This is a genomic window from Nocardia sp. NPDC052254, from assembly GCF_040679495.1.
Classification (GTDB): Bacteria; Actinomycetota; Actinomycetes; order Mycobacteriales; family Mycobacteriaceae; genus Nocardia.
Map to the genome: position 1 here is coordinate 621,554 of NZ_JBFAUW010000003.1, position 26,702 is coordinate 648,255.

Below are 26,702 nucleotides of genomic sequence, written 5' to 3' on the forward strand. Positions count from 1 at the left end.
CGCATGGGCTTCGCGATCGGATTCGTGCTGTTCGCCCTCGGCATCACGGCATCGGTGGCGCTACACGAATGTGGCCACATGTGGGCGGCGCAAGCCACCGGCATGCAGGTGCGCCGCTACTTCGTCGGCTTCGGGCCGAAGGTGTTCTCGTTCCGCCGGGGCGAGACCGAATACGGGCTCAAGGCGCTGCCGCTGGGTGGTTTCTGCGATATCGCGGGGATGACCGCGCTGGACGAGGTCCCGCCCGAGGAATTGCACCGCGCGATGTACCGCCAGGCCACCTGGAAGCGCCTGGTGGTCATGTTCGGTGGTATCGCCATGAACTTCCTGCTCGGCTTCCTGCTGATCATGGTGCTGGCGGTGGGCTGGGGACTGCCGCGACTGGATTCGCCGCCGGCCACCCAGATCTATCCGGTCGGCTGCGTCGCCGCGCAGAAGCCCGATGGTTCGTCCGCGCCGTGCACCGGGCCCGGACCGGCCGAGCGGGCGGGACTGAAGCGTGGTGACCTGGTCACCGCGATCGACGGCAAACCCGTGCGCACCTGGGACGATTTCCGCTCGATCACCGAGAAGGCCACCGGTCCGGTCGTCTACACGGTGACCCGCGACGGCCAGAGCCTGCAGATCCCGGTCACCCCGGAAAGGGTGGCCACCTATCCGGTGAAGCAGGGTGCCACCAGCGATTCCGATCGGGTCACCGAACCGGTGTACGCGAGCAAGGTCGGTGTGGCGCAGGATGTGTACCAGCCGGTCAAATACAACGTGCTCGCGGCGGTTCCCGCGTCGGCGGCCTTCACCGGCGACATGTTCGGCCGCACCTTCGCCTCGCTGGCGCAGATGCCGAGCAAGGTGGTGAGCCTGTGGCACGCCGTCACCGGCGGTCAGCGTGACGCCGACACCCCCGTCAGTGTGTACGGCGCCAGCAAGATCGGCGGCGAGACCGCCGAGCACGGCAAATGGAACGCGTTCATCCTGGTGCTGGCGAGTCTGAACTTCTTCCTGGGCGCGTTCAACCTGCTGCCGTTGCTGCCACTGGACGGCGGCCACATCGCGGTGGTGATCTTCGAGAAGCTCCGTAATATGTGGCGCAACCGCAAGGGCCTGCCCAACGGCGGTCCGGTCGATTACATGAAGCTGCTGCCCGCGACCTACGTGGTGGTGGTGATCGGCGGCGCGTACATGATCCTGACCCTGGCCGCCGACATCATCAACCCGATCAAGCTCTTCCCGTAGCGTCCGCCCGCCGGCATCACGAATCGGCCGGGAGGGTCCGGCGGGGGTACCGCCGGCCGCACCGGTGCCCGCCGCGGTCGGCGCGATGATTCGTTGTCCCGGAACGTGATCCGGTGCCGGATGGGCGCGATGCGCCCCTGGTTCCGGCCGAGCGGTCGAACCATCGCTGCGGGTGCGTCGGCGAATCCGTAGCGAATGCCTGCGCGGATTGTGCCCGCGGGCAGTGGCGTTCGCGGAATTGCGTTCCGGTGCGTCGGAATTGAGGTGCGAGGCAAAGGATGTCGGCAACGGTGGTGCCGGGCGCGACGGGGGCCGACACTGGTCGAGGTTCGAGCGTCGGCGCTCGCGCCCCTCGTCGTCTATCACACCTTGGGAGCCGTCATGACCGAGTCCGTCATCCAACTACCCACCCTGGGCGAATCGGTATTCGACACCTACGACCGCATTCGCAGCCGCGGCCCGGTGGTTCCGGTCACGCTGCCCGGCGACGTCGCCGCCTGGGCGGCGGTGAGCCATCGCGCGGTGAGTGAACTGCTCGCCGCGGACGGCACCTTGTTCAGCAAGAACGCCCGCAATTGCCCGGCGCTGCACGACGGCACCGTTCCCGCGGATTGGCCGATGCGCGCGCTCACCGATATCGACCACATGCTCAATCTGGACGGTGCCGACCACCGCAGGCTGCGCAAGACCATCGGGCAGGCGTTCACTCCGGCCCGGGTGGCCGCGATGGAACCGCGCATCCGGCAGATCGCGAACGAACTGATCGACCAGTTCGCCACCGAGACAGGGGAAGTCGACCTCATCTCGGCCTACACCACACCGCTGCCGGTCCGGGTGATCTGCGACCTGTTCGGCGTGGAGCAGGCCGACGAACCGAAGATCCGCGACTGGGTGGTCACCATCACCTCACCCGTGGCGACCGGAGAGCAGACCGCTGCCGCGATGGGGGCCATGGTGGCCCACATGGGCGCTCTGCTGGAGGCGAAACGCCGTGTGCCGGGCGATGATCTGACCTCCGCGCTGCTGGCGGCCAACGCCGACAACGATCTGACCGACGAGGAACTGGTCACCATTCTGTGGGTGGTCATCACCGCCGGGCACGAGACCACGGTGTACCTGCTCGGCAATGCCGTTGTGGCACTGTGCGAGAACCCCTCGCAGCTGGACAAGGCGATCACCGGTGACCGGTGGCGCGATGTCGTCGAGGAGGCACTGCGGTACCGGTCGCCGCTGTGCACCGCGTTCATTCGCTATGCCCGCGAGGATGTCACGATCGCCGGGGTGGATCTGCCCGCGGGGGCGATGGTGGTCTGGTACGGCGGCATCGGCCGCGACCACGAGGAGTACCCGGACGCCGATGTCTTCGACATCGACCGTTCCGCGCACGATCAGCTGGCCTTCGGCCGCGGTCCGCACTTCTGCCTCGGTGCACCGCTGGCCCGACTGGAATCCGCGATCGCGTTGTCGACCTTGTTCGAACGCTTCCCGAAGCTCGAACTGGCCTGCCCGGCATCGGAATTGTCGTACGGTCCGCAGATCATCACCGCGGGTCCGCAGCAGGTGCCGGTGCGCCTGCGCCACTGAGGCGTACGCGGCGGGCAGCCGAGGGGATGGGTTGCCCGCCGCGGCGATGCGCGCGGGCAGCTCAGTCGGCCCGTGCGCGCCGCGGCGCCACCGCGACCGCTGCGGTCAGCGGTGCGACGGACGCGTCCCGCGCCGCTCGCCGGCGCCGCAGCGCCTTCTCCGCCTCGATGACGATGGGCACCGATACCGACCAGCCGATACAGGTCAGCCACTGTCCGCCCGTGAGCGAGGTCGTCATCAGCAGATCCTGCAGGAAACCCAGTTCGACGGCGAGCACCGTCACCGCGACGGGTATCGACAGGATCTTCAGCGCGCCGAGAATCGGTGCTGCGAAACCGGATTCGGGATCGCGGCGCATGGCCAGACCGCTGAGGATCGAACTGAATGACAGCACCACGAACGTCATGGTCATCGGCACCGAGGCGGTATCGGTGCTCAGCTCGCCCGGCGCGAGCAGCATCGCGGCGAGAGCGACGGCGAACTGCAGCACACCGTAGGCCAGCCACTGGGCGAACGCGGTCCGGTTGGCGATCGGCATCGCCGGGTCGCGGGGTGGTTTGTTCATCAGGTTCGGCGGCGGCGGATCGGTCATGATGACCGCCACCGGGAACAGTGTGATGAAGAAGTGCTGGAACAGCACCATCAGCGGGGTGAGTGCGACGCCGTCGTTGATGTCGAAAATGCTGGCCACGAGGAACAGCAGCACGAGTGAGAACAATTTCGACATCTGATAGCGGATATAGGACACGATCTTGTCGTAGATGCTGCGGCCCAAGCGAATCGCGGTGATCAGCGTCCCGAAATTGTCATCCGTGAGCACCATCTTGCCGGCCTGTTTGGTGACCTCGCTGCCCGAGCCCATCGCGACACCGATATCGGCCTTCTTGAGCGCGGCGGCGTCGTTGACCGCGTCGCCGGTCATCGCCACGACCGCACCGCCGCTCTGCATGACATCGGCCAGGCGCAGCTTGTCCTGCGGGGTGACCCGGCCGAACACATGGAGATTCGGCAGCGCCCGCGCGAGTTGCTCGTCGGTCATCGCCTGCAATTCGGCGCCGCCGACCGCCCCGGGGCCCAGTCCGAGTTCGGCTCCGATCGCCGCCGCCGTGATGGCGTGGTCGCCGGTGATCATCCGAACGTCGATGCCCGCCTCGTGCGCGACGCGGACCGATTCGACGGCCTCGGGACGCAACGGGTCGATGATGCCCGCCATCCCGACGAAGGTGAGGTTCTCGACCATCGACATAGGGTCGTCGCGCGCGGCCTGCTCCTGCTCGTCGAGCAGGCGAGCCGCGAAGGCCAGCACCCGCAGTCCCTGCTCCGACATCGTCCGCATGGCCTCGGTGATCCGATCGTGTACCTCGGCGATCGGTGTTTCGGCGCGGCCGGGCAGATAGGCGGTCGCGCAGCGCGCCAGGACCATATCCGGTGCGCCTTTGACCAATTCGACGAATCGGGTCCGCCCGTCCACGTGAAGATGGTGGAACGTCGCCATGAATTTGTACGCGGAGTCGAAGGGCACCGCGGCGACTCGCGGACAGGACCGCCGGGTGAGTGGGGCGTCGATGCCCAGCTTGGCCGCGAGCACCACCAGGGCGGCCTCGGTCGGGTCGCCGACGATCGTTCCGGTGTCGGAGACGGTGGCGTCGCTGTCGAGACACAGACCGTAGGCCAGCAGCGTGAAATCCGGGGCTTCGGCGCCGGCGGCCGCGGTGACGGTTCCGGTCGTGCTGTATCCCTCGCCGGTCACGGCGTACCACCGGCAGTGGAAGAACAGGGATCGCACCGTCATCTGGTTCATGGTCAGGGTGCCGGTCTTGTCCGAGTTGATCGCACTGGTCGCGCCGAGAGTTTCGACGTCGGTGAGGTTCTTCACCACGGCCTTGGCCTCGGCGAGCTGACGGGCGCCGTAGGCGAGCATCGCCTGGACGAAGGTGGGCAGGCCGGTGGGAATCGCGGAGACACCCATGGAGATTCCCAGCAGCAGCACGGCCGTCACATCCTGGCCGCGCAGCGCGCCGATGACCACGATGATCGCCACCGCGGTCCATGCGACGATCCCGAGCAGTGCGGTCAACGAATCCAGTTCCCGTTGCAGCGGTGACTTCGACGGGGCGACCGCCGACAACATCGACGCGATCTGGCCCATCTCGGTGGCCATACCGGTCTCGGTGACCACCATCGTGGCGGTGCCGCGAGTGACCGAGGTGTTCTGATAGACCATGTCGCCGCGGTCGCCGAGCGGTACATCCGCGGTGCCGAGGGTTTCGGGATCCTTTGCGACAGGCGCACTTTCACCGGTCAGTGCCGCCTCCTGGGTCTCCAGTGTGGCCGAGGTGACCAGACGCCCGTCGGCGGGAACGATATCGCCGGCCTCGAGCTGGACGATATCGCCGGGAACCAGCTCCAGGGCATCGATCTGGGCCAGGATGCCGTCGCGGACCACTCGGGCCTGCGGGGTCTGCATCTTCGCCAGCGCGTCCACGCTCGCGCGCGCCTTGACCTCCTGCCGGGTACCCAGCACGACATTGAGCACCACCAGCGCGGCCACCACGACGGCGGTCGGGATCTCCCCGATGACGATGCTGACCACCGCCACGGCGATCAGCATCAGATTCATCGGATCCCGGATCTGCCGTAGCGCGATCGACCACAGCGCGGGCGCGGGCTCGGAAGCGATCTCGTTGGGGCCGTGGCGACGGCGGCGTTCGTCGGCCGAGGTGGTGGTGAGTCCGGCCTGCCGGTCCGAGGACAGCTCCGCCACAACGGATTCGATGTCGCGGGCATGCCAATTCGCGGGCGCACGGCCGGAGATGTCCGTCGCGGGGGTCCGCGGTATCGGATCGGCCGCCATGACGCCTCCTTCCTCGCCGTCGGCCTCAGTACGGCGTCGGAATCCAGTGCAGCGGCTGCCTCGGGGCGTGGTAACCGTGCGGGCTCTGCCGGTCCGGCAGTGTCACCTCGGGCCGATCCAGTGGTTCATAGGGGATGCGGCTCAGCAGATGGCTGATGACGTTGAGCCGGCCACGCTTCTTGTCGTCGGTGATCGCGACATACCAGGGCGCCCAACCGGTATCGGTGAAGTGGAACATCTCGTCCCGTGCCCGGGAGTAGTCGTACCAGTGGCGGTAGGACCTCAGGTCCAGATCCGACAGTTTCCAGATCTTGCGAGGATCGTCGATGCGGCTCTGCAGGCGCAGGGTCTGCTGCTGCTGGCTGACCTCGAGCCAGTACTCGAGCATGATGACGCCCGAATCGACGATCTCGCGCTCGACCGTCGGGATCAGCTCCAGGAAGTGGCGCGCCTGTTCGTCGGTGCAGAAGCCCATCACCCGTTCGACGCCGGCTCGGTTGTACCAACTGCGATCGAAGATGACGACCTCACCGGCGGCAGGCAGATGCGGCAGATAGCGCTGCACGTACATCTGCGACTTCTCCCGTTCCGTCGGGGCGGGCAGTGCGACCACCCGGAACACCCGCGGGCTCACCCGCGCGGTGATCGCCTTGATGACCCCACCCTTCCCCGCGGTGTCACGGCCTTCGAACACGATGCAGATCCGCGCGCCGGAGAACTTCACCCACTCCTGCAACGTGACCAGCTCCGCGTGCAGCGGCCGCAGGGCCCGGCGGTAGCGCTTGTCCGACATCGGCTCGGCGGCGGCCTCGGGACCGGGTGCGGTCAGTTCCCCCGGAGCCGGGGGTGGACCGTGGGACCGCTGGGCGGCGGCGCAACGACCGGTCCGGTCCGCGTCATGCCTGGATTTCTTGCCCACGGCCCGTCTCCTCAGCCGATGGTCACCACAGCGGCGCCCCGGGAACGGGTACGGGTCGTGGGCCGGGGTGAACTCCCGGCCGCCAGTTGGATGCTGATGGCTTGCCGGGCCGCCTTCTCTACGAGCAGTGGTACGAAATCGTGTACCCGGACGTCGGCGAATCTCTTGTGGATCGTCCGCACGGTGAGTTCGATGTCCGTGGGTGGCGCCGAGGGGTATCGAATGAGCAGGCGCTCGATGATTTGTTCGACCTGAATCAATTCCTCATCGACGGTCATCGATCAATCGTCTGTCCGTCCGGGAATGCTCGTCAAGACACGAAATGGATACCGAATTCCGAACTGGCACATATTCAGCTATCGCGCGGGTCGGCGCAGTGAATACTCCCTCGGCGGTCATTGCGCCGCTCGGGATGTTATCGACCAGCCGATTGTTGATTCCGGGCGGGCGTACGTCCGTGCTTGCTCGAAAGGGTCGTGCTCCGCAGCGAATCATCGGATCGAACTGTTCCACGACTGTGCGGCGGGTGCGACCGTGTCGAATGCCGCGGGTGTCGCACTTTCCGTGCGGCCGGCGCCGGGAACGGCGAAGACGTGTGCCGCCGCACCTTTCCGGCTGGGCCGCCGGGCCGACATGCGTCGGCCCGATGAGCCGTGGCATCTCCGGATTCGTGCGCGCGAATCCGGATTCGCCGCTGAATTTGCCCTGTGGCGGTTGCCCGGACGAGATGTCCGTGCGGTCCCGGTTCCTATCGTTCGACGAGTTCGGCCAGGCGGCGCTTGCGGAACTCCCGCGGTGTCTCACCGAACTGCTGTTTGAACGCGGCCGAGAACCAGGTGGTGGTGAAACCGCAGCGCGCGGCCACCTCGGCGATCGTCGGATAGGGCTGTTCGAGCATCGTCCGCGCCGCCCGCAGCGACTCGTCCCGGCGCAGATCGCGGTAGGTGGTGCCGCACTGCTGCAGGATCAGCCGAAGTTGGCGCGGTGACCAGCCCAGCGCGTGGGCGACGGCCGGCAGCCGCACATCGCCGGATCCGACCGAACCACGCACGTATTCGCGCACCGCGGTCATCGTTTCGGCGAGATGGTCGTGGTGTGGTCGCATATCACCGGTCAGCAGCAGGCAGACCAGTTCGCCGATGCGTTCGCAGAGCGCGTTGAATTCGATCTCGCCGAGCCGGTCCTGTTCGTCGTGCATGCTGCGGACCATCGATCCGACCACCTTGCCCAGTCCGGAATCCAGATCCAGCACGCGCCGCATCGGCCCGGTCGGGGGGAGGTGTCGTTCGATGTCGGTGCGGGGGATCTGCATCGCGTAGGCCGTCGCGCCGGGGCGCAGCCGGCATTCCTGGTCCAGGCCCATCAGCAACGCCTGCCCGTCCGAGACCCGGATTGCGCCGTCGCCGTCCGGCCGGACCGGACCGTGGTGGCGCCCGGCCGCGGTGGTGGGCGTGGCGGGATCGGCGAATCGCACGCCGAACACACTGTGCTGCGGGAGCACCAGCCAGTAGAAGTGGTCGGCCGGGACGCGGCTGACATAGCCGCGGGTGCGGTCGGCGACACGCCCGTCGGGTTCGTCCCAGCGCAGCAGGTTGTAACGACTGTTCTGCTGGACCGTCAGGTGCGATTGCCACCGCCCGGGCCGTAGATAGCGGTGTTCCATCGGCACGAAGGTGTTGGTGAGTTCGCTCCACTCCTCGGCCTCGCCGATACTCAGAGCCGTGTAGCGCATGAACAGACCTCACATCGGAATCAGGAACCGCCGATCTCGCGCCCGCCGGTGGCGAGCGCGAACAATGTTGTGTAGCGGCTGGTTTCACCACCGTAGGGGATCAGGGCCGGTACGCAAGCCGGAATCGACCGCCTCGCGATCACGATGTGGTGGCCGCGCGCGGCAGCGACCGGCACCGATGGTCGGCGCCACAGCTGATTCCGGATCGGCGGGCATCCTCGAGCGCACGGCCGTTCTCGTCGCCGAGGTGAGCGTGCGATGTACATCAGATGAATCCTCCTGGACGCGGCAGTGGCGGGCACGGGCCGTCGACCGCCGTGCCGCCCACCGTGATCACCCGGTGGCGGGCCACGCACCGGTCGGCGGCGGTATCGGCGCGAAACCCGCCGGGACCTGCCCGAGGGCGGGTGTCGGTGCTCTCACAGCTGGGTGCCGGATGCCCCGCATTAGACTCGACGGAGAACGGGTGCACCCAGTAGCAGACGGAAAGTAGGCAGCCGAACGTGAGCACAGCCATCACCCTGGGGATGCCGGCCGCACCGGCGGCGGTCCTGGCGCCGCGGCGTAAGACCCGCCAGCTGATGGTGGGCACGGTGGGGGTGGGCAGTGACCACCCCATCTCGGTCCAGTCGATGACCACGACCAAAACCCATGACGTGAACGCGACCCTGCAGCAGATCGCGGAACTGACCGCGTCCGGCTGCGATATCGTCCGCGTCGCCTGCCCCCGGCAGGAGGACGCCGACGCGCTGCCGACGATCGCGAAGAAGTCGCAGATCCCGGTGATCGCCGACATCCATTTCCAGCCGCGCTACATCTTCGCCGCCATCGATGCCGGATGTGCGGCGGTCCGGGTCAACCCGGGCAACATCAAGGAGTTCGACGGCCGGGTCAAGGAGGTCGCTCAGGCGGCCGGCGCCGCCGGCATCCCGATCCGGATCGGCGTCAACGCGGGTTCGCTGGACAAGCGCATGCTCGAGAAGTACGGCAAGGCCACCCCCGAGGCGCTGGTGGAATCCGCGCTGTGGGAAGCGGGCCTGTTCGAGGAACACGGCTTCGGCGACATCAAGATCTCGGTCAAGCACAACGATCCGGTCGTGATGGTCGAGGCATACCGTCAGCTGGCCGCGCAGTGCGACTATCCCCTGCATCTGGGTGTGACCGAGGCCGGACCGGCCTTCCAGGGCACCATCAAGTCGGCGGTGGCCTTCGGTGCCCTGCTCAGCGAGGGCATCGGCGACACCATCCGCGTCTCGCTGTCCGCGCCGCCCGCCGAGGAGATCAAGGTCGGCAGCCAGATTCTGCAGTCGCTGAACCTGCGCCCACGCAAACTCGAGATCGTGTCCTGCCCGTCCTGTGGTCGCGCGCAGGTCGACGTCTACACCCTGGCCAACGAGGTCACCGCCGGGCTGGAGGGCATGGAGGTGCCGCTGCGGGTCGCGGTGATGGGTTGTGTCGTCAACGGTCCCGGTGAGGCTCGCGAGGCCGATCTGGGTGTGGCCTCGGGCAACGGCAAGGGACAGATCTTCGTCAAGGGCGAGGTCATCAAGACTGTGCCCGAACATCAGATCGTGGAGACGCTGATCGAAGAGGCGATGCGGATCGCCGACGAGATGGGCTCCGACGCCGGTTCAGGCGATCCCGTCGTCACCGTCGGGTGAGCGGCGGGCACGGGTAGGGAGCCCGGTGTGTCGCGGGTCGGGCGCATTCTGCCACTCGAGCTGAGCAAAGCCCCCGCACGCGGTCGGGGTTCGTGGCAGTCTGTGAGCGTGCGGAGTGTGCTGGAACCGTCGCGACGGTCACGGATTTCCGGTGCTCGTCAGCTCGGTGAACGCGATCTGACACGGGTACTGAAGGTACTGGACACCGATCCGATCGCCGGCTGTATGGTGGCCGCCCGACTGCAGGAATGCGGTCTGGAGAATCGCGGAGGTGGCGAGCTGTGGACTCGGGGAGAGCCGGAGGATTCGCTGTGCTTCTCCGGCGCCAATCTGGTTCCCCTGTGCGGGACCGCCGAGGACATGCAGGCATTCGCCGACCGCGCGGCGCGCTGGCCGCGGGTGTGCTCCTCGGTGGTCGGGCGCCAGGAACTGACGCTGCCACTGTGGGAGGTGCTCGAGCAGCGCTGGGGTCAGCCGCGTGAGATCCGGGCCGATCAACCGTTGCTCGCACTCGACGGTCGCGCCCAGGCGGAGCCCGATCCGTGGGTACGCCGCGTGCGCACCGACGAACTGGACCGCTATCTGGTAGCCGCCGTGGCGATGTTCACCGAGGAGATCGGGGTCGATCCCCGGGCCGGTGACGGTGGCCGCGGCTACCGGCGGCGGGTGGCGAGCCTCATCGAATCCGGTCGTGCCTGGGCGCGTTTCGAGGATGGTGAGGTCGTCTACAAGGCGGAGGTCGGCGCGATTTCGCAGCGTACCGGCCAGATCCAGGGCGTATGGGTGCATCCGCAGTGGCGCGGGCGTGGTCTGGGCACCGCGGGTACCGCCGCGGTGGCGGAGGCGGTGGTGGCCGCCGGCCGCACCGCCAGCCTGTATGTGAACTCCTACAACGAGGTGGCCCGCCGCGCCTACGCCCGGGTCGGCTTCCATCAGGTCGCGACCTTCGCGACAATCCTCGTGGACTGACCGGTCGAATTGTCGTCCGGGCGGCAAAATCCGTGTGTCGCAAGGATTACCAGCGATCGGCTGGCTACCATCGACAGTGATGTCGATGTCGAGATGTGCGCTGCGATGGGGGCCACGGACGCTGGTGCTGTGCGCGGCGGCCGCCGTGGTCGTGTCGGCCGGCGCCTGTTCGGCCGGACCCCGGGGACCGGTCGCCGCCGCCGATGCGTTCCTGTCGGCATTCGCCCGGCACGATCCGGCGGACGCCGCCGCGGTCACCAGCCGGCCCGAGAAGGCCGCGGCGGCACTGGATTCGGCATGGCGGAACCTGCAGGCGCAGCATCTGAGCGCGCACACCGGATCGGCGCGGGTCACCGGCGACACCGCCACGGTCGACTACACCTACGAATGGACATTGCCGAGGAATCGGACCTGGACCTACACCGGACAGTTGCAGATGGGCCGCAGCGGTGGGCAATGGCAGGTCCGCTGGTCCAACTCCGATATCCACCCCAGGCTGGGCGACACCCAGGGGCTGCAATTGCGTACCACGCCCGCGCCGCGGGCCCGGGTCAACGAGCGCTCGGGCAGCGACGTACTCGTTCCGGGTGCGGCGCACCGGATTTCGTTCGATGCCGGTGCGGCGCCCGACCCCGGATATGTGGCCGGCGCCCTGTCGGCGGCGCTGAAACAGTTCGACGACACCCTCGGAGCGGAGGCGATCCTGGCCGCCGCGCACAAGGCGAACGGCCCCTATCTCGTTGCTGCCCTGAGTGACCGGGAGTTCGACCAGGTCAGCGGGCAGCTGCTCGGACTGCCCGGCGTCACCACCGACCGGCAGGCGGATCTGATTCCCACCGATCGGCATTTCGCGCCCGATCTGATGTCCCAGATCCGCAAGACCGTCATCGACGAGGTCGACGGCAAGGCGGGCTGGAGCGTGGTCACCGTCAACGCCGACGGCGTGGACACCGATGTGCTGCAGGAGGTGGCGCCACAGCCGGCGCCGTCGTTCGCGCTGAGTATCGATCGCGCCGTGCAGAACGCGGCCCAGCACGCGGTGGACGTGCCCCGCGAGCAGACGATGATGGTGGTGATCCAGCCCTCCACCGGAGCGGTCCTCGCTGTCGCCCAGAACGAGGCCGCCGACGTCGACGGACCGGTCGCGACCACCGGCCTGTATCCACCGGGGTCGACCTTCAAAACCGTCACCGCGGCGGCCGCGATGACCGCGGGCAGCATCCGGCCGGACACCATTGTCCCGTGTCCGAGCCGAATCACGGTGGGGGAGCGTACGATTCCGAATTACGATCTGTTCTCCCTCGGTGATGTGCCGATGTCCACCGCCTACGAGCGATCGTGCAATACCGCCTTCGCGAAGATCGCCAGCGAACTCGACGGTGCGGCCCTGCCCGATGCGGCGGCGCGACTGGGTATCGGCCCCGACTACACCGTGGCCGGGTTGCCGACGGTGTCGGGTTCGGTACCACGCACCGACGATCAGGTGCCGCGTGCCGAGGACGGCATCGGTCAGGGCAAGGTCGTGGTGAGCCCGTTCGGAATGGCGCTGGTCGCGGCTTCGGTGGCACAGGGTGCGGCACCCACGCCCTATCTGATCTCGGGGCACGAGACCGCGGTACACGGTGATCGGCCGGCGCTGTCGCCGGAGGTGGTACACGGGTTGCAGGACATGATGCGTCTGGTGGTCACGGGCGGTACCGCCGCGCGGATCGCGGATCAGGGCGAGGTGTTCGGCAAGACCGGTGAGGCCGAGGTGGACGGTGGCTCGCATTCCTGGTTCATCGGCTATCGCGGCGACATGGCGTGGGCGACGCTGCTGGTACGGGGCGGAAGTTCCGACAATGCCGTGGCGGTCACCAGAGATATGCTGGCCGCCCTGCCGCCTGGGACCGCCTGACCCCGGGAACGCGCGTGACCGGACATCGAATCCGATGCCCGGTCACGGAGGTGCCAGCTGTGAAGTTCGGATGCCGATTATGGTGACTGCACCTCCGATCCACCGACGGTGACCGAGGTGGGATGCTCGGTCGGGGGTGCCGCCCCGGCCGAACCGTCTCCCAGAATCTCCACGGCGCCGGTCCCGGCGAGGAGCATCCCCGCGGTGATCAGCGTGAGTGTCGAACGCTTCATGGTCTTCCCCCTTGCGGGTGAGTGAGAGCCACTGGCATCGAACTTGTGGTTCGCCGACTATTAGCCGACTCGAAAACGGTAAACCGGCAAACAGTGCGCCGACAACCCCTGTGCTCATCCGCACAGTGATTCACGGGATATAAGCCCTGGTTACAGGGCTATTTCTCCTTTTGTTCAGCTCGATGCAAGGTGGCAGACAGATGGTGCTGCTTCGGTTGCCCGACGGCAGCCATCCGTAGCGAATAGTCGAGGGTGTCGCCCGCCAGATGGATCGAGCGACCGAGGGCGGTGACCGGTTTGGCCGTGCTCGAGTTGCCGACATTCGTTGCGTCGAGTTCCAGCCGCAGGCCGTCGTCGGCGATGGTGACCCTGCCCTCGCAGATCTCGGTGATCCCCGTCGGATGGGCCAGAATCAGTTCCACCCGGTCCGCACCGGTCGAGCGCAGGTAGCCGGTTTCGGCATGCAGCGAACGTCCGTCGGCGGCGTGGCGGGTGCGTTGCCGATAGGTCAGGAACGGTCGGCCGACATGTCCGAACCGGATCTCCTCGTGATAGTCGAACGGCTCGATCGTGGGATACTCGCCGTGCCCGGAGCCTCGCCAGGTGCCCAGCAGCGGGGCCAGATGGGCGATATCGGGATGCGGTGCGACGGCGGGTTCGGGTTCGAGCACGGCGCACAGCATAGTTGTCCGCCGCGGCGATCGTGGGAGGACCACGCGTTGTCGCTCCGGCCGCACCCGATGTCTGGTGTCATTGACAGTGAAGGCCGACTGCGTGCGAACGGAGCGGGCGATGACTGTACAAATCCGGCCCATGCCACGGCGGGCCCCGGTGGTGCTGCGGCGCTGGTGGTTGCCCTGCTGGGTGCTGACCAGCCGCCAGATCCGCCCGTCGCTGCGCAACGGTGAGGTGCTGACCGCGATACTCGCGCCGACGGTGTTCACCGTGGGCTTCTACGTGCCGCTGAACCGGGTGATGAGCTTCGCCGGGCACGGAGCCAGCAGCTACGGGCAGTTCCTGATGCCGATGATCGTCATGCAGGCGGTGTCGTTCTGTGCGACGGCAGCGGCCATGCGGGCCGCCGTCGACGCCCGCGACGGGCTCGACGAGCGACTGGCCACGATGCCGATACCGCTCATCGCACCGCTCGTCGCGCGCACGGCCGCCACCGCGTACCGCATCGTGATCGCGCTGGCGGCGGCACTGGCGGGCGGTTCGGTGATCGGCTTCCGGTTGTACGGCAGCGCCTGGCACACCGCCGCCTTCCTCGTTTTCGCGGTGACCGTCGGCGGCATGCTGGGGCTGTTCGGTGACGTGCTGGGCACCCTGTCGAAATCGCCGGAGGCCACCACCCAGATGCTGATGCTGCCGCAGTTGATCCTCGGCATGGTGTCCACCGGGTTCGCGCCGGCCGAGCAGTTCCCGCCGTGGATCCGGGGGTTCGCGCAGTATCAGCCGGTATCACAGTTCGTCGACACGATGCGGGCGTTCGCGGGCGACAAGCCCGGCTTCGCCACGGCTGTGGATCGATCGACGATCATGCCCGGAGTGGTGTGGACCCTCGCGGGGATCCTGCTGTTCGGTGTCGTATCGGTGCGCATGGCCCTGCGGCGGCAGCGATGACCGGGGTCCGCGAAGTACGCGAGGTGACGATCGGACCGGCGGCCCGCGGGGACACCGAGCGCTGGCGCTATCTGCTGCCGCAGACCTTCATCCAGACCGGCCGGTTGCTGCGGCGGTGGCGCCGCGATCCGGTCACGGCCGCGCAGACGCTGCTGTTTCCAGCATTGTTGCTGATTATGTTGAATACCGTACTGGGACAGCAGATTTCGAAATTCGCGGGGGTGGATGCGCTCTACGGCTCGGTGCCCATGGTGACCGTGGTGTCGGCGATGTCGGGATCGCTGGCCGGAGCGGTGACCCTGGGCCGGGAACGCGACGCCGGGCTACTGGGCCGGTTCTGGGCGTTGCCGATCCATCGGGCCTCCGGGCTGCTGTCCCGGGTGCTCGCCGAGGCCGCCCGCATCGTCGTGTGCACGGTGGTGCTGTTCGCGGTGGGGCTGGCGCTCGGTCTGCGCTGGCATCATCCGTCCGCGGTGATCGTGGTGATCGGGGTGCCGGTGCTCTACGGACTGGGTTTCGCCACCATGGTGACCGCGGTGGCCGTGTTCTCGGCGAAGAGTTTCGCCGTGGAGGCCATCTCGCTGGGATCGTCGCTGCTCATGTTCTTCAGTACCGGATTCGTTCCGCTGTCGGCCTATCCCGGCTGGGCGCAGCCGGTGGTCGCGCATCAGCCGATGTCGCTGGCCATCGACACGATGCACGGGGCTCTGCTCGGCGAGGGGTTCCGCGGGTCGCTGTGGGCGACGCTGGCCTGGTCGCTGGGTGCGGTCGCGGTGTTCGCGGTGCCCGCGGCGATCGGGTACCGGCGGGCGAGCCGGGAGTGAGGGCCCTCAGCGCAGGTCGTCGGCGATCGCGGTGATCATCTCCGCGGAATCACGCGGGCTCAGTGCCATCGCGCGCAGCTGGTCGAACATCACCCCGAAACGGCGAATCTCGTTGTGGCCCTCGACGATATCGTCACCGGCGATGCCCTCCACATAGACGATCTCCGGATCGGCCGGATCGGGAAAGTCCAGGACGACGAACGAGCCGACCATCGCCGGATGAGCGCCGGCGCCGAACGGCAGCACCTGCAGGATGACATCGCGTTTGTCGGTGTCCTCGGTGAGCCGCAGCAGTTGTTCGCGCATCACCTCGGGTCCGCCGACGACTCGCCGGATCGCGGCCTCGTCGAGGACCACCCACAGCTGCAGCGGATTGTCGTCGCGGGTCAGTACCTTGGAGCGCTCCACCCGGGCCCGCAGCCGCTGTTCGATCACCGAGGTGTCGACCTTGGGCATCGCGGTGTCCAGTACGGCCCACGCATATCGCTCGGTCTGCAGCAGCCCGGGCACGAAGGAGGTCTGGAACAGCCGCGCCGAGAGCGCCTCGGTCTCGAAATTGATGTAGGCGGCGTACACATCCGAGACCGCCGCCTCGAAGGGGCGCGACATCCCGGGCTTGAGGGCCTCGGTCAGCAGCTGCACCGCGTCCGAGCGTTGCGGTTCGCCGATGCCGTAGAGGTCGAGCATGGCGGTGAGGGTGCGGCGCTGCGGGCGCGCCTGTGCGGTTTCGATCCGGTAGAGCGTGGTGACGTTGATACCGGTGCGAGCGCTGACGACCTCCTTGCTGATGCCCGCTTGTTCGCGCATTTCCGACAGCAGTGCGGCCAGCCGGCGCAGCTGAACCGTCAGCACGGTGCGTTTACCTGCCATCGCGCGCGGTCTCCTTGTGAGATTCGGGACGCTCGAACGCGTTCCGCGGATGAGGTGGGAACGGTTGGCAACCATACCGTCCGGTGGACACCCACCCGCGCGGTCGTACCCGGCGCCGGGAATATCCGTGGTTGCCCGGCGATTGCAGCAGGGGAGTGCGAGGCAACGGAGGTCGATCGATATGGCGCTCGCCACGGCGGAATCGATGCGGATCGTGCCAGCGGATCAGCGGTATCACTGGCGCAACGAATGGCTGCGATCGCATCAGTCGTTCCCCGCCACCGGCAATTTCGATCTCGCCGCCAATGCGCACGGGCTGCTGATGGTGCACAACGAGGATGTCGTCGACGCCGGAGAGGGCTTCGACACCCACCAGCACCGCGATACCGAGATCGTCACCTGGGTTCTGGAAGGCACTGTGGTGCATCAGGATTCGGAGGGGCACTCCGGCCTGATCCATCCCGGACTGGCACAGCGGATGAGCGCGGGCACCGGAATCCTGCACTCCGAGCGCAATGGCGCGCTGAGACACGAGCGCGAGGATCTGCACGTGGTGCAGATGTGGATCCCGCCGGACGAGGACGGACGCCGGCCGGGCTATCAGGAGTCCGATATCCGCGCCGAACTGTCGCACAACGAACTGGTCACCGTCGCCTCCGGAATTCCGCGTGATCGCGGCGATACCGCGATCACGCTGGGCAACCGGTATGCCGCCCTGCATGTGGCCCGCCTGGACCCGGGCCGGTCGGTCCGGCTGCCCGAGGCGTCGTTCGGGCATCTGTTCGTCGCGCGCGGAACGGTCACCGTCGAAGGTGCCGAGAACGGGGCCGAGGCCACCTTGTCCGCGGGCGATGCCCTGCGCACCACCGCCACGGGCGGGCAACTGGTCACGGCGGTGGTGCCCGGTGAGGTACTGATCTGGGAGATGCACGCGAGCTTCGCGTGACCCGGGCGGCCGGTTCGGTGTGCGGTCACATCAGCCCACGGCGACCGCTCCGGCGATCAGTGTGTGTGGTGTTCGGTTGCGTGGGAAAGCATTTCGTCGACCGACCATTGGTCGTCGGCGTGGGTGCCGTATCGGGCGGCGGCCACCGTGCCGCCGGGGGCGATGAGAAAATCCGCGGGCAGCCCGAGCCGTCCGCCCTCCGGTGCGCTCGGGGGCACGGGCTGTTCGCCCCGGACGAGCGGGCCGGCGCCGTTGCCGATCGCACGGGCGATACCGAGCCAGGCGCGCGGATCCAGTAGTGCGCGGGCCGCCGACTCGACACCGAATTCCCGATAGAGCGCCTTGCCGGGATCGGCGATCAACTCCAGCGGTATCTCGTGCGCGTAGTCGACCAATTCGCCTGCACCGGAGTGGAATACGGCTATCGGTCGAATTCCCGCGGCGGTGATCTCGGTGTGCCTGGTGACGAAGGTGCGCAGGTGCCGATGGCAGATCGGACATCCGGCGAACCGGCGGAACTGCAGGTGGATCAGATGATCCGGATCCGGGATCGGGATGGCGGTGCCCGTCACGCCGGTCAGGATCCGGGGCGGGACGGTGGTGGGTGCTGTCATGAGCGCTCCTCGATTCGTAGGCGTATCTCGTACGCCTACGACAAGTATGCGCGTATCTTGTACGCTGTCAATCCGTGCCCCGTCCCCGCTCGCTGACCGCGGCCGATCTGTCCTCGGCCGCGCTGGCCGTGATCGATCGCGGCGGCCCGGCCGCGCTGACCATGCGCGCGGTGGCCGCGGAACTCGGCATGGCGACCATGGCGCTCTATCGGTACGTCGCCGATCGTGATGCCCTGGAGGCGCTGATCGTCGAGCAGGTGCTGAGCGGGATCGATACCGGCACGCCCGCGGACGCGGACTGGCGGACCTGCCTCGGGCTCCTGCTGGACCGGATGCGCGCGGCCGTTGCCGCGCACCCGGCGATGGCGCCTCTGGTGCCGCGCCATCGGCACGCCAGTGCGGCCGCGCTGCGATGGATGGACGCGACGCTGGCCGCGCTGGCCGATGGCGGGTTCGAGGGCCGCGAGCGGGTGATAGCTCAACGGACGCTGGTGGGGTTTCTGCTGGGGCATCTGGAGAACGAGCACTACGCGGCGATCGGGGGTTCGGGCACCGCGGTGATCGCATCTATCGCACCCGCGGAGTATCCGTACCTCGTGGAGGCCGCGGCGCGGGCCCGTGAGATCGCACCCGAGGAGGAGTTCCGCGGCGGAGTGGAGATCCTGCTACGGGGGTTGACGGCGCGCTGAGCGGGCGGCCGGATGCGGGCCCCGACGCGCCGACGCGGGTTTCGGCCACCACGACCGGAATGTGAAATGATCGCCGTCGCAGATCTTCTCGGCGTATCTGTGCACGTCACGGCGTAAATGGTCGGGTGTGTGTCACGGCTGCCGCGCGGTATTCCCGGCAATGCGGATGCAATGTTGCGTTCTTGCATATGCAAGAGCAGAATCCCATCTACTCTTGGTTCGGACGGTGCGGTCCGACCAGCGAATTCCGGAGATCTACAGATGGCGGTAAGACCGATGCGGTACTCGGATGTGTTCGGAGCGTGGCGATGACAACGTCGATAGCCAGTGCATTGCCCGCAGCCCCGCAGCTACTGTGCGCCTTCCAGGGACGTCGGTTCCAGGACCGGGAGCTGCTTCGGGCCGCGCGCGCACTGGCCGAGCTGCACGCCCGCCGCGCGCAGCTCGCCGACCCGATCTTGCTGGCGGAGATCGATTGCCGCCGTAGCGAACTCATCGACGACATCAACGAATGGGTGGAGAACGAACTGCCCGGGTATCGCCGGGGCCTGGCCCTGCGCACCGATGTCCTCGGCCCCATGGTCGACCGGATGGCCGGTAGCTGGGTCGCCGCCAATCGCGCCATCGACCGCGACGGCGCCCGCAGCGACACCACACACATGCACTGGTACCACCTCGCGGAGCTGGTCGACGGCTATACCGATCTGGTCAGCGGGGTCGTGGCCTCCGTATCCCGGTGAACCCGTGCGGATAGTCTGAATACATGTCTGTGCGCACCCGCAAGCCACTCGTCCCCGGAACACTCTCGCCCGTCCGCGAGGTGCCGCGCTCGATCGAGCGGCCGGAGTACGCGTGGAAGAAAACCGTCAACGAGGGCCGTGAGCCCTGGGTGCAGACGCCGGAGACCATCGAGAAGATGCGGCTGGCGAGCAAGATCGCCGCGCAGGCGCTGCAGGAGTCCGGCAAGGCGGTCGCGCCCGGAGTGACCACCGATGAGCTCGACGCCATCGTGCACGAGTATCTGTGCGACCACGGCGCCTATCCGTCGACCCTGGGGTACAAGGGTTTCCCGAAATCGTGCTGCACCTCGCTGAACGAGGTGATCTGCCACGGCATTCCGGATTCGACGGTCGTCGAGGACGGTGACATCGTCAATATCGACGTCACGGCCTACATCGACGGCGTGCACGGCGATACCAACGCGACCTTCCTCGCCGGTGATGTGGACGAGGAGGCCCGGCTGCTGGTGGAGCGCACACACGAGGCCACCATGCGGGCCATCAAGGCGGTGCGTCCGGGCCGGGCGCTGAATGTGATCGGCCGCGTCATCGAGTCCTACGCCAACCGCTTCGGCTACGGCGTCGTGCGCGATTTCACCGGCCACGGCGTGGGCCCGACCTTCCACAGCGGACTGGTCATCCTGCACTACGACCAGCCGGCGGTCGAATCGGTGATCGAGACCGGGATGACCTTCACCATCGAGCCGATGATCAACCTCGGCGGAATCGATTACGAGATCTGGGACGACGGCTGGACCGTGGTCACCAAGGATCGCCGGTGGACCGCGCAGTTCGAGCACACGCTGGTCGTGACCGAGGAAGGCGCCGAAATTCTCACGCTCCCATGACAACCGCGGCCGGGGCGACCGGAATGTCGCGGTGAGGGGCGCGCTGCTGATCGCGGGCACCACCTCCGACGCGGGCAAGAGTGTCGTGGTGGCCGGGATCTGCCGGATGCTGGCGCGGCGCGGGGTGCGGGTGGCGCCGTTCAAGGCGCAGAACATGTCCAACAACTCCGTGGTGACCCTCGACGGCGGTGAGATCGGCCGGGCCCAGGCGCTGCAGGCCCGGGCCTGTGGGCTGGAACCGAGTGTGCGGTTCAATCCGGTACTGCTCAAACCGGGCAGCGACCGGCGGTCTCAGCTGGTGGTTCGGGGCGTGGCCGTCGACACCGTGGGCGCGCGCGACTACTTCCGGCACCGGCAGCGGTTGCGGGAGGTGGTGGCCGCCGAGTTGGCGGCGCTACGTGCCGAATTCGACGTGGTGATCTGCGAGGGCGCGGGGTCGCCCGCCGAGATCAATCTACGGGCGACGGATCTGGCGAACATGGGTCTCGCCCGGGCCGCGGACCTGCCGGTGTTGCTGGTCGGCGACATCGACCGCGGCGGGGTGCTGGCGCATCTGTTCGGCACCGTCGCGATTTTGGAACCCGAAGATCAGCAACTGATTTCGGGCTTCGTCGTCAACAAGTTCCGCGGTGACGTCGAACTGCTGCGGCCCGGAGTGGAGCAACTCACCGCGCTCACCGGCCGCCCGACGCTGGGGGTGCTGCCCTACACCGACGAGCTGTGGCTCGATGCGGAGGATTCGCTCGCCACCGTCGCCGACGCTCCGGTCGGCCGTTCCCGGCCGCCGGCCGGCACCGAATGGCTGACCGTCGCCGCGGTCCGGCTTCCGCGGATCTCCAACTCCACCGACATCGAGGCGCTGGCCTGTGAGCCCGGCGTCTCGGTGCGCTGGGTGAGCGAGCCCTCCCGGCTGGCCGGTGCCGACATCGTCGTGCTGCCCGGCAGCAAATCCACCGTCTCGGATCTGGACTGGTTGCGCCGCAGCGGAATCGCCGCCGCCGTCACCGCACACGCCGCGGCCGGGAAGCCGGTGCTCGGGATCTGCGGGGGATATCAGATGCTCGGCCGCCACATCGACGACGAGGTCGAATCCTCGGCCGGCACGGTGGCGGGGCTCGGCCTGCTGGACCTCGAGATCGAATTCGCCGAGCCGAAGGTACTGCGCCGCACCACCGGGCGCGGTGCGCCGACGGGTGCGGGCGTGGCCGGCATCGCGTTGTCGGGCTACGAGATTCATCACGGCCGGGTGCGCCGCAACGGCGACCCGGCCTGGGCCGAGGTGGACGGCGCCGGACCGGAGGGCAGTGTGCGCGGCAGTGTGCGCGGTACCCACCTGCACGGCCTGCTCGAATCGGACGACTTTCGCCGGGCCTGGCTGCGCGAGGCGGCCGCCCAGGCGGGGCGTACCGGTTTCCTGGTCGCGCCCGCGACGAGCGTCGAGGAGATCCGCGGCGGCCAGCTCGATCTGCTCGCCGAACTGGTCGAGCAGCATCTCGACCTCGACGGGCTCGAACGGCTCATCACCGCGGGCGCCCCACCCGACCTGCCCACACTCGCCGTGGGGTTGCGCCGATAGCGCAGGGTCCGGGCCGCGCCGAGATCACAGCGCCGCGATACCGGTCATCACCGGCCGGTGAACGTGGCCGAAGACATGTCCTGCGACCGGCCGCCCGCGTGTAGCGTGGATCGGCATGGAAACCCGGCGAATTGCGGTTGGTGACCGCGCCTGGACGGTCCGGGTCGGTGGGCCCGAGACCAGGCATACGGTACTGCTGCTCCCCGACGCCGGAGCTCCGGCCGATGTCTACGACCGGGTGTGCGAGCGGCTGCACAATTCCGATCTGCGCACCATCGCACCCGAGACGATCGAGGGACTCGATCAGGCGGGGGTCTACGCGATTCTCGACGATCTGGGCGTGGCCTGGGCGAATCTCGCCGGATACGGCGCGGGCGCGGATCTGGCCTGGCAACTCGGTGCGCGCGGATTCGGCCGGTTCGTCGGACTGGTGGTCGCGGGCCGCCCGCATCCGGCGGTCGCCGTCGACGGTGCGGCCGGCGATGCGAGCTGTCCGGCGGTGGAACTGCCGACCACCGTGATCGCCACCGACGATCTGTCCCGGTCCACCGCCGAGGCCTGCGGACGCCACGTCTACGGCGAGTTCCGCGTCACCCAGGTCGACACCGCCGAGGTGGCGATCAAGGCCGATCACGAATTCGCGACCGAGATCGTGCTGCGTTCCGGTTTGTGGTGAGCCGGGTTCTCAGCGTTGCGCGAGATGTTCGCGCAACCAGACCAACCAGTCGTCGAGTTCGGTGAAGGCCTGCGCGCGCACCGACGGCGCGGACAGGAACACATCGTGGCGCGCGCCCTCGATCGGCACGATGTTCGTCCGGCCGCCCAGGCATCCGGACCAGCGCTGGATCTGACGGACGTCCAGCACCACATCCGAGACGTCGGCGGCGGGGCCGTAGCTGCGCATGAACTTGGTCACCTTGGAGCGCAGGATCAGCGCCGGAAGGCCGACGTCCAGCCCGCGATGCAACTCCGCGTGCCCCTGGCGGATCGCGCGTAACCAGCCCAGATGGACCGGGAACCCGCTCAGCGGTTTCCAGTCCAGGTTGTAGTCCCATTCCCCGGAGACGCTGGTGTGCAGGCTGTCACCGTAGGCGGTGAGCTCGTTCTGGGGCAGCCTGGTCATCGCCCGCAACCGGCCGACGCCGTCGATGATCGCGGTGCCGACACTGCGGTAGTAGGCGGGGCCCTGCAGATCGAACCACGGGCTGTTCAGCACCAGACCGGTGATGCCCTGCTCCGCGACCGGTGTCCGCCGATTGTGGCGGTTCAGCCACAGCGGCAGGATCAGGCCACCGGTGGAGTGCGCCATCAGCAGGACCGGGAGCCCGGTCTCGGCGCGCACGATCTCGGCGGCCCGGTCGAGTTCGGCATCGTAGAGCCGCAGGTCGCTGACATAGTGCGCGGTCTGGCCCGGCTGGCGTGAGCGGCCGCACTTGCGCAGATCCAGCGCGTAGAAGCGGTAGCCGAGTCCGCTCATGTGCTCGGCCAGATGCTTCTGGAAGAAGTAGTCGGTGAAGCCGTGCACGTACAGCACGGCGCCGGTGGCCGGTGGGGCCTGTTCGGGATCGTGCCGGATCAGGGTGGCCACGACCTCACCCTCACCGTCCGGATCGGGTCCGAGCGGGATCGTCAGCCGGTGATAGCCCTCGCCCAGCACATCGGGCTGCCAGGCATGGGTCGTCGAGGGTGCCGTAGGCGTCTCGTTCGTCACAGCTCCACGATATTCGACCCGCTCAGGGCGCTGCCCGGCGAGCCGGTTCCGCCCGGGTGGTGTGGTCGTTTTCGGAAACGGGCATGCCGAGGGGCACAATCTAGTTGAAGTGAACGGCGGGTAACCTCATTCCCGCCCACCAAGTGCCCGCTGTTGGACAAGGAAGTCGATCAACCCGTGCCGAACGCTGCGATGACTCAAAAGACCGATGTAGTCCTCATCGGTGCCGGCATCATGAGTGCCACCCTCGGTGCACTGCTTCGTCAGTTGCAGCCCGATTGGTCGATCACCATGTTCGAGCGCCTGGACGCGGCCGCGCCCGAGAGCAGCGACCCCTGGAACAACGCGGGTACCGGTCACTCCGCCCTGTGCGAGCTGAACTACACCCCCCAGCAGGCCGACGGTTCGGTCGACATCACCAAGGCGATCGACATCAACGAGCGCTTCCAGGTGTCGCGGCAGTTCTGGGCCTACGGTGCCGAGAACGGAATCCTGGCCGATCCGTCCGGATTCATCAATCCGATTCCGCACGTGAGCTTCTGCCACGGCACCGACGGCGTCGAATACCTGCGCAAGCGCTACGAGGCACTCTCGCGCCACCCGCTGTTCGAGGGCATGGAGTTCATCGACAGCCCCGAGGAGTTCGGCCGTCGTCTGCCGCTGATGGCCAAGGGCCGCGACTTCTCCGATCCCGTCGCGCTCAACTGGACCGACACCGGCACCGATATCGACTTCGGCTCGCTGACCAAGCAGCTGCTGGCCTACCTGGGCGGCTCGGGTGTGGACATCGCCTTCGGTACCGAGGTACGCAATCTGTCCAAGCAGTCCGACGGCAGCTGGACGGTCAAGGTCCGCAACACCCGCACTCGCGAAACCCGCACGCTGAACGCGAAATTCGTCTTCGTGGGCGCCGGTGGTTACGCACTGCCGCTGCTGCAGAAGGCGGGCATCGAGGAGATCGCCGGTTTCGGCGGATTCCCGGTCAGCGGCCAGTTCCTGCGCTGTACCTCGCCCGAGCTCATCGCCAAGCACGAAGCCAAGGTCTACGGCCGGGCAGCCGTCGGCGCGCCGCCGATGTCGGTGCCGCACTTGGACACTCGCGTCATCAACGGTAAGCCGGGCCTGCTGTTCGGCCCCTATGCCGGCTGGACGCCGAAGTTCCTCAAGGACGGCAAGCTCAGCGATCTGTTCAAGTCGGTGCGCGCGGGCAACGTCACCCCGATGCTCGGCGTCGGTGTCACCGAGCTCGGACTGGTCAAGTACCTGGTCAGCGAGCTGCTGAAGTCGCAGTCGGGCAAGGTGAACACCATGGAGGAGTTCATCCCGCGTGCCGACGGCGACGACTGGGAGCTGATCACCGCCGGTCAGCGTGTGCAGATCATCCGCCGCAAGGGCGCGGGCGGGGTGCTGGAACTCGGCACCGCCGTGATCACGGCCGGCGACGGCTCCATCGCGGGCCTGCTCGGCGCCTCGCCGGGCGCCTCCACCTGTGTCAGCGCGATGCTCGATGTGATGCAGCGGTGCTTCCCCCGCGAATACGCCGACTGGACACCGAAACTCAAGGAAATGGTGCCCTCGCTGGGCGTGAAACTGTCCGAGAATCAGGGCCTGTACCACGAGGTGTGGGACTGGTCGACCAAGGCGCTGCATCTCGATGACAACACGCCGGTCGCCGCAGGGGTCGCGCACAGCTGAATCATGTGATAGCAAGACGCGATGATGTCAACGGTTGCGCTCAAACGGTCGTGGGCCGCGGATCTCGATACCGCGACGCTGTACAAGCTGTTGAAACTGCGTGTCGCGGTATTCGTCGTGGAGCAGAAGTGTGCCTATCCGGAACTGGACGGGCTGGATCTGCTCCCCGAGACTCGGCACTTCTGGCTCGACGACGAGGGGGAGGCCATCTCGACCTTGCGGCTGCTGGAGGAACACGACAACCTGGTCAAGTCGTTCCGGATCGGGCGGTTGTGCACCACTCCGGAAGCCCGCGGGCACGGATACACCACGCGCCTGCTGCAGGCGGCGATCGCCGAAGCGGGTTCGGCGACAGTGCGTTTGAACGCGCAGACCTATCTGGTCGACCTCTACACCAAGCACGGGTTCAAGCCCGATGGTGAGGAGTACGAGGAGGACGGGATCGCTCACATTCCCATGCGCCGCGGGTGAGTGGCGGCGATCGTAGTCGCCCGCATCCCTGGAAGTGACGGTCCCGCAACCTGTTCCGGTTGCGGGACCGCCTCGTTCGCGCCTCGTGTGATCGGCTAGGGCATCGATCCGGCGTGCCCCGAACCGGGTCGCGGGCCCGGTGCGGGTGTCGCGCCCGCGATGTCGTCGCCGCACAGTTCGCGGGCCAGCAGGGTGGCCCCGGCGACAGCGCCCGGCATCAGCAGCACGGCGACGAACGGCACCAGGAATACCGCCGCCAGTGGAATGCCGAAGCCCCACACCAGCATTCGATGCGAACGCAACATCGCCAGCTGTTCGCGCAGCTGCACCCCGCGACGTGCCATGGCGACCGCGGTCAATTCCTGGGCGAGGAAGAATCCGGTCACCGCGACGCCCAGCACCGGAACCACGGTCTGGCCGATCAGCGGCAGGAATCCGGCGGCGAACAGCATTACACCCCAGATCGTCGCGCGAACGAGGATCCGGATTCCGTCGCGGATGCCGATCCAGATCTCCCACCACATCGGCAACCCCGACTCGGGCGCGTGCCCGTCGGCCGACAATGATCGATCCACCGCCTCCGACAGCGCCTCGTAGAACGGCTGCCCGATCACCAGGGTCACGGCGGTGAAGGTGATCACCGCCAGGAACAGCCCCAGCAGGACCAACAGGACGGCCAGGGTGCCGCGCAGCACACCCGACCAGGGGGTCGACCAGTCGGCGGCGAACGGCGTCGCCCAGCTGGCCAGGTCACCGGCGAAGCAGATCAGCACCACCAGGATCGCCAGGTACAGCACCGTGGCGATCAGGCCCGGCAGCAGGCCCAGCCCGAACTGCCGGCGATGGGATGCGACCCATCGCTGCCCGCGAATCAGATATCCGAGTCCCCGCGTCAAATCCCGCACGCGCACAGGGTATTCGGTACCCGGTGCACTGCGCCCGCCGAGACGATCGGTCGTCGGCGCGGCGGGCAC

At 67.7% G+C, this 26,702-nt stretch carries 25 protein-coding genes; 15 read left to right on the forward strand and 10 right to left on the reverse strand.

Annotated elements, in window-relative coordinates:
• The first annotated feature begins 3 nt into the window (after window positions 1–3).
• Both AB0L57_RS11535 and AB0L57_RS11540 read left to right on the forward strand, forming a co-directional pair.
• Window positions 4–1,233: a M50 family metallopeptidase gene (locus AB0L57_RS11535; protein WP_364960252.1), complete on the forward strand. Its 1,230-nt coding sequence runs from the start codon at window positions 4–6 to the stop codon at window positions 1,231–1,233.
• 381 nt (window positions 1,234–1,614) lie between these two features.
• Complete coding sequence (locus tag AB0L57_RS11540; protein ID WP_364960255.1) at window positions 1,615–2,817, forward strand: cytochrome P450; 1,203 nt, start codon at window positions 1,615–1,617, stop codon at window positions 2,815–2,817.
• A 61-nt stretch (window positions 2,818–2,878) separates the two neighbouring features.
• Here the strand turns inward: AB0L57_RS11540 and AB0L57_RS11545 are convergent, their stop codons facing one another.
• From AB0L57_RS11545 to AB0L57_RS11560, 4 genes are all read right to left on the reverse strand, one after another.
• Entirely contained in the window at window positions 2,879–5,671 is a 2,793-nt protein-coding gene (locus AB0L57_RS11545; protein ID WP_364960258.1) for a cation-transporting P-type ATPase, read from the reverse strand.
• A gap of 25 nt (window positions 5,672–5,696) precedes the next feature.
• Window positions 5,697–6,500, reverse strand: coding sequence for a polyphosphate kinase 2 (ppk2, locus tag AB0L57_RS11550; protein ID WP_364960590.1), 804 nt, complete (start codon window positions 6,498–6,500; stop codon window positions 5,697–5,699).
• A 101-nt stretch (window positions 6,501–6,601) separates the two neighbouring features.
• A complete protein-coding gene (locus tag AB0L57_RS11555) occupies window positions 6,602–6,868 on the reverse strand; it encodes a three-helix bundle dimerization domain-containing protein (RefSeq protein WP_364960261.1) in 267 nt (88 codons plus the stop codon).
• A gap of 470 nt (window positions 6,869–7,338) precedes the next feature.
• Entirely contained in the window at window positions 7,339–8,322 is a 984-nt protein-coding gene (locus tag AB0L57_RS11560; RefSeq protein ID WP_364960264.1) for an AraC family transcriptional regulator, read from the reverse strand.
• 503 nt (window positions 8,323–8,825) lie between these two features.
• Here AB0L57_RS11560 and ispG point away from each other — a divergent pair.
• The 3 genes from ispG (at window position 8,826) to AB0L57_RS11575 (ending at window position 12,849) form a co-directional block, all read left to right on the forward strand.
• Window positions 8,826–9,983 carry a flavodoxin-dependent (E)-4-hydroxy-3-methylbut-2-enyl-diphosphate synthase gene (gene ispG, locus AB0L57_RS11565; RefSeq protein WP_364960267.1) on the forward strand — a complete coding sequence of 386 codons (1,158 nt, stop codon included), beginning with the start codon at window positions 8,826–8,828 and terminating at the stop codon, window positions 9,981–9,983.
• A 108-nt stretch (window positions 9,984–10,091) separates the two neighbouring features.
• Window positions 10,092–10,952: a GNAT family N-acetyltransferase gene (locus tag AB0L57_RS11570; protein ID WP_364960270.1), complete on the forward strand. Its 861-nt coding sequence runs from the start codon at window positions 10,092–10,094 to the stop codon at window positions 10,950–10,952.
• Between the two features lie 79 nt (window positions 10,953–11,031).
• Window positions 11,032–12,849 carry a penicillin-binding transpeptidase domain-containing protein gene (locus AB0L57_RS11575; RefSeq protein ID WP_364960273.1) on the forward strand — a complete coding sequence of 606 codons (1,818 nt, stop codon included), beginning with the start codon at window positions 11,032–11,034 and terminating at the stop codon, window positions 12,847–12,849.
• Between the two features lie 77 nt (window positions 12,850–12,926).
• On the opposite strand, the gene AB0L57_RS11580 is transcribed toward AB0L57_RS11575, so the two are convergent.
• Window positions 12,927–13,082, reverse strand: coding sequence for a hypothetical protein (locus tag AB0L57_RS11580; RefSeq protein WP_364960276.1), 156 nt, complete (start codon window positions 13,080–13,082; stop codon window positions 12,927–12,929).
• Window positions 13,083–13,240: 158 nt separating this feature from the next.
• Entirely contained in the window at window positions 13,241–13,765 is a 525-nt protein-coding gene (locus AB0L57_RS11585) for a peroxynitrite isomerase (protein ID WP_364960279.1), read from the reverse strand.
• Window positions 13,766–13,874: 109 nt separating this feature from the next.
• Here AB0L57_RS11585 and AB0L57_RS11590 point away from each other — a divergent pair, with 109 nt between their 5' ends.
• Both AB0L57_RS11590 and AB0L57_RS11595 read left to right on the forward strand, forming a co-directional pair.
• Window positions 13,875–14,705, forward strand: coding sequence for an ABC transporter permease (locus AB0L57_RS11590; protein WP_364960282.1), 831 nt, complete (start codon window positions 13,875–13,877; stop codon window positions 14,703–14,705).
• Window positions 14,702–15,529, forward strand: a complete 828-nt coding sequence (locus tag AB0L57_RS11595) for an ABC transporter permease (protein ID WP_364960285.1) — start codon at window positions 14,702–14,704, stop codon at window positions 15,527–15,529. The genes AB0L57_RS11590 and AB0L57_RS11595 overlap by 4 nt, the downstream gene beginning before the upstream one ends.
• Window positions 15,530–15,535: 6 nt before the next feature.
• Here the strand turns inward: AB0L57_RS11595 and AB0L57_RS11600 are convergent, their stop codons facing one another.
• Window positions 15,536–16,399: a helix-turn-helix transcriptional regulator gene (locus AB0L57_RS11600; RefSeq protein ID WP_364960288.1), complete on the reverse strand. Its 864-nt coding sequence runs from the start codon at window positions 16,397–16,399 to the stop codon at window positions 15,536–15,538.
• Window positions 16,400–16,580: 181 nt separating this feature from the next.
• Here AB0L57_RS11600 and AB0L57_RS11605 point away from each other — a divergent pair, with 181 nt between their 5' ends.
• On the forward strand, window positions 16,581–17,345 hold the full coding sequence (locus AB0L57_RS11605; RefSeq protein WP_364960291.1) for a pirin family protein: 765 nt from the start codon (window positions 16,581–16,583) through the stop codon (window positions 17,343–17,345).
• Between the two features lie 56 nt (window positions 17,346–17,401).
• On the opposite strand, the gene AB0L57_RS11610 is transcribed toward AB0L57_RS11605, so the two are convergent.
• Window positions 17,402–17,959 carry a peroxiredoxin-like family protein gene (locus AB0L57_RS11610; protein WP_364960294.1) on the reverse strand — a complete coding sequence of 186 codons (558 nt, stop codon included), beginning with the start codon at window positions 17,957–17,959 and terminating at the stop codon, window positions 17,402–17,404.
• 74 nt (window positions 17,960–18,033) lie between these two features.
• Here AB0L57_RS11610 and AB0L57_RS11615 point away from each other — a divergent pair, with 74 nt between their 5' ends.
• The 5 genes from AB0L57_RS11615 (at window position 18,034) to AB0L57_RS11635 (ending at window position 22,527) form a co-directional block, all read left to right on the forward strand.
• A complete protein-coding gene (locus tag AB0L57_RS11615) occupies window positions 18,034–18,648 on the forward strand; it encodes a TetR/AcrR family transcriptional regulator C-terminal domain-containing protein (protein ID WP_364960297.1) in 615 nt (204 codons plus the stop codon).
• Window positions 18,649–18,956: 308 nt separating this feature from the next.
• Window positions 18,957–19,388, forward strand: a complete 432-nt coding sequence (locus tag AB0L57_RS11620; protein WP_364960300.1) for a hypothetical protein — start codon at window positions 18,957–18,959, stop codon at window positions 19,386–19,388.
• A 23-nt stretch (window positions 19,389–19,411) separates the two neighbouring features.
• A complete protein-coding gene (gene map, locus AB0L57_RS11625) occupies window positions 19,412–20,275 on the forward strand; it encodes a type I methionyl aminopeptidase (protein ID WP_364960303.1) in 864 nt (287 codons plus the stop codon).
• Between the two features lie 31 nt (window positions 20,276–20,306).
• Window positions 20,307–21,851 carry a cobyric acid synthase gene (locus AB0L57_RS11630; RefSeq protein WP_364960306.1) on the forward strand — a complete coding sequence of 515 codons (1,545 nt, stop codon included), beginning with the start codon at window positions 20,307–20,309 and terminating at the stop codon, window positions 21,849–21,851.
• Between the two features lie 115 nt (window positions 21,852–21,966).
• Window positions 21,967–22,527 (forward strand): alpha/beta hydrolase, encoded by a 561-nt coding sequence (locus tag AB0L57_RS11635; RefSeq protein WP_364960307.1) that lies wholly within the window; start codon window positions 21,967–21,969, stop codon window positions 22,525–22,527.
• A gap of 9 nt (window positions 22,528–22,536) precedes the next feature.
• Here the strand turns inward: AB0L57_RS11635 and AB0L57_RS11640 are convergent, their stop codons facing one another.
• A complete protein-coding gene (locus AB0L57_RS11640) occupies window positions 22,537–23,562 on the reverse strand; it encodes an alpha/beta hydrolase (RefSeq protein ID WP_364960309.1) in 1,026 nt (341 codons plus the stop codon).
• Window positions 23,563–23,715: 153 nt separating this feature from the next.
• Here AB0L57_RS11640 and mqo point away from each other — a divergent pair, with 153 nt between their 5' ends.
• Both mqo and AB0L57_RS11650 read left to right on the forward strand, forming a co-directional pair.
• Window positions 23,716–25,257, forward strand: coding sequence for a malate dehydrogenase (quinone) (gene mqo, locus AB0L57_RS11645; RefSeq protein WP_364960311.1), 1,542 nt, complete (start codon window positions 23,716–23,718; stop codon window positions 25,255–25,257).
• A 21-nt stretch (window positions 25,258–25,278) separates the two neighbouring features.
• Complete coding sequence (locus AB0L57_RS11650) at window positions 25,279–25,728, forward strand: GNAT family N-acetyltransferase (RefSeq protein ID WP_364960313.1); 450 nt, start codon at window positions 25,279–25,281, stop codon at window positions 25,726–25,728.
• A 95-nt stretch (window positions 25,729–25,823) separates the two neighbouring features.
• On the opposite strand, the gene AB0L57_RS11655 is transcribed toward AB0L57_RS11650, so the two are convergent.
• Complete coding sequence (locus AB0L57_RS11655) at window positions 25,824–26,633, reverse strand: EI24 domain-containing protein (protein WP_364960315.1); 810 nt, start codon at window positions 26,631–26,633, stop codon at window positions 25,824–25,826.
• Between the last annotated feature and the right edge of the window lie 69 nt (window positions 26,634–26,702).